General features: G+C 50.0%; 5 protein-coding genes. 4 read left to right on the top strand and 1 reads right to left on the bottom strand.

Annotated features, from left to right (window positions below; all coding sequences use genetic code 11):
• Nucleotides 1–90: 90 nt before the first annotated feature.
• The gene (gene brnQ, locus HMPREF3168_RS04990) at nucleotides 91–1,431 is read right to left on the bottom strand and encodes a branched-chain amino acid transport system II carrier protein (protein ID WP_070488772.1); all 1,341 of its coding nucleotides are present in this window, start codon (nucleotides 1,429–1,431) and stop codon (nucleotides 91–93) included.
• A 145-nt stretch (nucleotides 1,432–1,576) separates the two neighbouring features.
• Between brnQ and HMPREF3168_RS04985 the strand changes: the two genes are divergently transcribed.
• From HMPREF3168_RS04985 to HMPREF3168_RS04975, 4 genes are all read left to right on the top strand, one after another.
• The gene (locus tag HMPREF3168_RS04985) at nucleotides 1,577–2,248 is read left to right on the top strand and encodes a DNA alkylation repair protein (RefSeq protein ID WP_070488775.1); all 672 of its coding nucleotides are present in this window, start codon (nucleotides 1,577–1,579) and stop codon (nucleotides 2,246–2,248) included.
• A gap of 43 nt (nucleotides 2,249–2,291) precedes the next feature.
• Nucleotides 2,292–2,798 (top strand): NAD(+) diphosphatase, encoded by a 507-nt coding sequence (locus HMPREF3168_RS04980; RefSeq protein WP_070488769.1) that lies wholly within the window; start codon nucleotides 2,292–2,294, stop codon nucleotides 2,796–2,798.
• Nucleotides 2,799–3,023: 225 nt separating this feature from the next.
• On the top strand, nucleotides 3,024–3,182 hold the full coding sequence (locus HMPREF3168_RS10650) for a hypothetical protein (protein WP_003611442.1): 159 nt from the start codon (nucleotides 3,024–3,026) through the stop codon (nucleotides 3,180–3,182).
• A gap of 77 nt (nucleotides 3,183–3,259) precedes the next feature.
• Nucleotides 3,260–4,387 (top strand): EAL domain-containing protein, encoded by a 1,128-nt coding sequence (locus HMPREF3168_RS04975; RefSeq protein WP_246825683.1) that lies wholly within the window; start codon nucleotides 3,260–3,262, stop codon nucleotides 4,385–4,387.
• The last annotated feature ends 252 nt before the right edge of the window (nucleotides 4,388–4,639 follow it).

The following is a 4,639-nucleotide window of genomic DNA, read 5'->3' as shown; positions in this document are numbered from 1 at the left end:
CTCATCTAAGTTTAGGTGGGTGTCTTTTCTTATTTTTGGGTATGACAAAAACAGAGTTTCCTCTTTAGCTTAGGAAACTCTGTTTTCGCGTTAGGCGCGTTTTTTGCTGATAGCAGCCTTAATAGTTAAAATAACGAAGGTAACAGCGACTGGAACCAGCCAGCCCAGGCCATCCTGGTAAAGGGGCAGGGCGCGGCCGTAAAGGCCGGTAACCGCCTTGACCTGCATCCCTGCCGGCAGGGCCTTGAAGAAGTCGCCCAGGGCGCAAAGGAAGGTAACAGCCGTCATAATCTGATAGTCGACCTGCCTAAAGTCAAAGAGCTTGCTGGTCAAGGCCAGCAGGATCAAGGAGATGGCCAGCGGGTAGAGCAGCATCAAGACTGGCAGGGAGAAGGAAATGATGGTGGTCAAGCCCACGTTGGCAATCCCAAAGGCCAGGAGGCTGAAGATAATGGCCCACTTGTTGTAAGACAGGGTCTTCGGGAACATTTCCACGAAGGTCTCGCTGCAGGCCGTGATAAGGCCGATGGCCGTCTTAAGGCAGGCCACGAAGATCATCAAGGCAAAAATTACTGCCCCCAGACCTGGGAAGTAGTGGCGGGCGATCTGGGACAGGGCTTCCCCGCCGTTAGCAGCTAGGCCCAAGGCAGTCCGGCTCTGGGCTCCGACCAGGGCGGTAATGGCGTATATCACTGCCATCAAAAGGCAGGTGAGGACCCCGGTCTTCAAAGTCGCGGAAGCAACTTTTTCCGGCTTGGTAACCCCAAAGGTCCGGATGCTGGAAATGACGATAATCCCAAAGGCCAGGCCCGCCAAAGCATCCATGGTGTTGTAGCCGGCCAAGACCCCGCTGATTAGTGGGGCGCTGGCATATTCGCCAACTGGCTTAACTGCTTGGAAGTTGCCCAAGGGATGCAGCAGCGCTGTGATCATGATAAAGAAGAAAAAGAGCAAGAAGGCCGGAGTCAGAAACTTGCCGATCCAGTCCATGATCCGCCCTGGTCTTAAAGAGAAGAAAAGCATGATCGCGAAGAAGATCAGTGAGAAAATAAAGAGGCCGGTGCTTTTGGTCATCCCACTTGGCAAAAGCGCCGAGATCCCGGTTTCAAAAGGAACCGTGAAGCAGCGGGGAATGGCGAAGAAGGGTCCGATGGTCAAGTACAAAAGGCAGGTAAAGAAGTAGCTGTACTTGTGGCTGACCCGGCCACTGAGGTCTAAAAGCCCTTCTGACCTGGTCATCCCTAATGAGGCGATGGCCAAAAGGGGCAGGCCCACCCCGGTGATTAGGAAGCCCAAGAGGGAGATCCAGAGGTTGGCTCCGCTGGCTTCCCCCAGGTAGGTAGGAAAAATTAGGTTTCCGGCCCCGAAGAAGAGGCCAAAGAGCATGCTGGAAATCGTCAGCGACTCAGCATGCGTCAGCTTTTCTTTCATGTTGATCCTCCATAAACCAAGTTAAAATAACAATACATAGAAATTAAAAACTAGAAAATACAAATTTAAAAACTATTGTGCTAAAGCACACAATAGCTTATATTTTACCATACAACTGACAGAAAGATGAAAACATGGTGAAATGATGACCCCTTTTGAAAAGTACCAGGCGGTTAAAAAGGCTTATGCGGCCGGGGCTAACAAAGAAAATGCCCAGGCCATGGGCAAGTACATGCGAAATCTTTTTCCCTTCTATGGGCTCAAGACGCCAACGCGGCGGGAATTATCCAGGCCTTTTTTAAAGGGCGTGACTAAGGAAGAAATTGCCTGGGACCTGGTTGACCTCTGCTTTAAAGATGACTACCGGGAAATGCAGTACTTTGCCCTGGACTACTTGAAGAAAGTCCAAAAGCAGCTGACTTTTAAGGACTTACCAAAAATCAAGCAACTGGCTGAGACCAAGTCCTGGTGGGACAGCGTCGACAGCCTGGTCAAACTGGCCGGGCAGATTTTTATCAAAGATGAGGAAAACAAGGAAAAGACGGCAGCCCTCATGCTGGCCTGGGCTCAAGATCCCGACTTCTGGGTTAGGCGGACGGCGATTGAATTCCAGCTGGGCTTAAAAGAAGCAACTGACCCGGACCTTTTGGGCAAAATTATCGACCGCAACTTAGGCAGCCAGGAATTTTTTATCAACAAGGCTATCGGCTGGGCCCTAAGGGACTACTCCAAGACCAACCCGGCCTGGGTCAGGGAATACGTGGCTTTCCGCGATCTCTCTGCCTTAAGCCGGCGGGAGGGCAGCAAGTATATCTAGTTTCTGCAGGTAATGATAAGTAAGCAGATAAGAGTGACAAAAAATGTTTGAACTGACCTACTGCCCCCAGTGCGGGCAAAAATTGACTAAAAAGGAATTGCCTCTGGATGGCTTGATCCCTTATTGCGAGCAATGCGGCGACTTCCGCTTTCCAGTTTTTTCCGTCGCTGTCAGCATGATCGTCATGAATGAAGGAGGCGACCAGGTACTCTTGATCAAGCAGTACGGGAAGGACTCCTATATCCTGGTAGCTGGCTACGTTAACAAAGGGGAGAACGCCGAAGACAGCTGCCGCAGAGAACTAATGGAGGAACTTCATCTAACGGCTAAAAGCCTCCACTTCAACCGCAGCCAGTATTTTGCCCCCTCAAATACCTTGATGCTCAACTACACGGTGACCGTTGACCAGGCTGAAAAGGGTAGTCCAAATGAGGAAATCGACGCCTGGAACTGGTTAAGCATAGACGAAGCCCGCCGGCAGATCCGGCCAAATTCCTTAGCCCGGACTTTTTTGTTGGAATACCTCAATAAATGCAAGCTGGATAGATAACTGAAAACTTATCGCATTAGCGATATATCCTTGATTTATTAAGGCTTACCTAATAAAAGCAATGAGCGCTTTATTATTTCGCGCCAATAGCTTGATTTTATTAATCGAATGCTTTATAGTATTTTTTACTCTAAAAGGTAGACACTCCCGGCCCAGCCGCGGGTGTTTTCTTATGTTAACGGTATTTTGGCTAGGAAATTTGTATTTTGCTTGGTGAGGTAAAGCTTGGGAAAATACGGTGCTTTTAAAAGGGATTTTGATTTCAGCGGTCTTTCTCCCCTGGAAGCTCAGAAAATGCTGGGCTATGTAGAATTGATGAACCAGTGCATGGACCGGGCCAGAATCGCGGCCAACAATGCCGTGGGCAACTACCAGAACTACTAATGCCGCTATGAGCAAAAGATGGAGGCTGACCTGACTTTGGCTAACTACCTTACCTGCTGGGCCATATCGACGAGGCAGTGGCTAAGGGCTGGATCAAGGTCTACTACCAGCCGATCGTGGACACCTTCAGTTCCAAGATCAGCACTTATGAAGCCCTGGCCCGCTGGATTGACCCTAATTACGGCTTTTTGAACCCGGGAGAATTCATCGAGGTCCTGGAGCGGGGACATTTGATCCACAAGCTGTACCTGCATATCTTGGACCTGGTCTGCCAGGACCTGGAAGAAGCGATGCAAAAAGGCGAGACCTACCCGATGGTTTCGGTCAACTTGTCCCGTTATGACCTGGAGCTGCCCGACCTGCATGAAAGAATCAATAATATTTTGGCCAGTCATGGGGTGAAAAGCTCCCAGATTCGGATCGAAATTACCGAGTCAGCCCTCCTCAGCAACACTGAAGCTGTCATCAAGGAGCACATCAGCCGCTTCCATGAGGATGGCTACCAGGTCTGGCTGGATGACTTCGGCAGCGGCTTTTCGTCTTTGAACAACCTGCAGAACTTCGATTTTGACTTGCTCAAGATTGACATGGCCTTTCTCCGCCACGCCAACGAAAAGACCCCGACCATCTTGATGGACGTGATCGACATGGCCAAGCGGCTGGGGATTGAAACCCTGTCTGAAGGGGTAGAGACTAAGGACGAATACGACTTCCTTCACTCCATCGGCTGCGTTTTGGCCCAGGGCTTCTACTTCTCCCAGCCTTTGCCAAAAGACAAGATTACCGCCAAGCGGAAGGAGCGGGGACTGGAATTTGAAAGTCTGGCTGAGCATGCTTTTTATAAGAAGATCGGCCAGATCAATGTCTTGAACGCCCTCTATCCTTTCAGCGGAAAAAATGACCAGGATCTGGCGGAAACCGTGCCAGTCATGCTCCTTTTGGACAAGGGCGGGGACTTGGAGCCTATTTATTCTAACAAGGCTGCCCAGAACTGGTGCCAGTCCCTGCGTTTAAGGGGGGCTGGATTCGAGTTTGACTGCCGGCGGGAATTTTTGACCCTGGTAAAGCAGCTTGGAGAAACGGCTGACGGTGAAATCATTGAAGAAAATTTCCGGATCAAAGACTATGCCGGCCGCCTGCGCCTGCAGCTGGTGGCAGAGATGCCGGGCCAGCGGGCCTATGTAATCAACACGAATATGGCTTGATTTTTTTAAGGTCTTTTTCTTTTAAACGCTTTTCGCTTATAATTTAACCAGTGTCAATAGTAACCCCTTACTGAAGTAAGGGGCTTGAAGCGTAAGTTTCAAGTCCTACGTCTTCAATAGGGAGGCTGGAGGAATCCAGCTTTCATTGTCTAGACTAAGCTATCCAATCGGCTTCAGCTGACTGGATAGAGGGACTACGTTATCCATGTCATCACACCCAAGGATGATGCCCAAGTCTTTGGCTCTGTGGCA

It is taken from the genome of Lactobacillus sp. HMSC08B12 (genome assembly GCF_001808415.1).
In the GTDB taxonomy this organism is placed as follows: domain Bacteria; phylum Bacillota; class Bacilli; order Lactobacillales; family Lactobacillaceae; genus Lactobacillus; species Lactobacillus delbrueckii.
This window is presented reverse-complemented; position numbering and strand designations above follow the sequence as displayed.

What these genes read in the sequence shown, in the direction of transcription:
- HMPREF3168_RS04980 (WP_070488769.1), top strand. Translation starts at nt 2,292, where the DNA reads ATGTTTGAACTGACCTACTGCCCCCAGTGCGGGCAAAAATTGACTAAA.
- HMPREF3168_RS04985 (WP_070488775.1), top strand. Translation starts at nt 1,577, where the DNA reads ATGACCCCTTTTGAAAAGTACCAGGCGGTTAAAAAGGCTTATGCGGCC.
- brnQ (WP_070488772.1), bottom strand. Translation starts at nt 1,431, where the DNA reads ATGAAAGAAAAGCTGACGCATGCTGAGTCGCTGACGATTTCCAGCATG.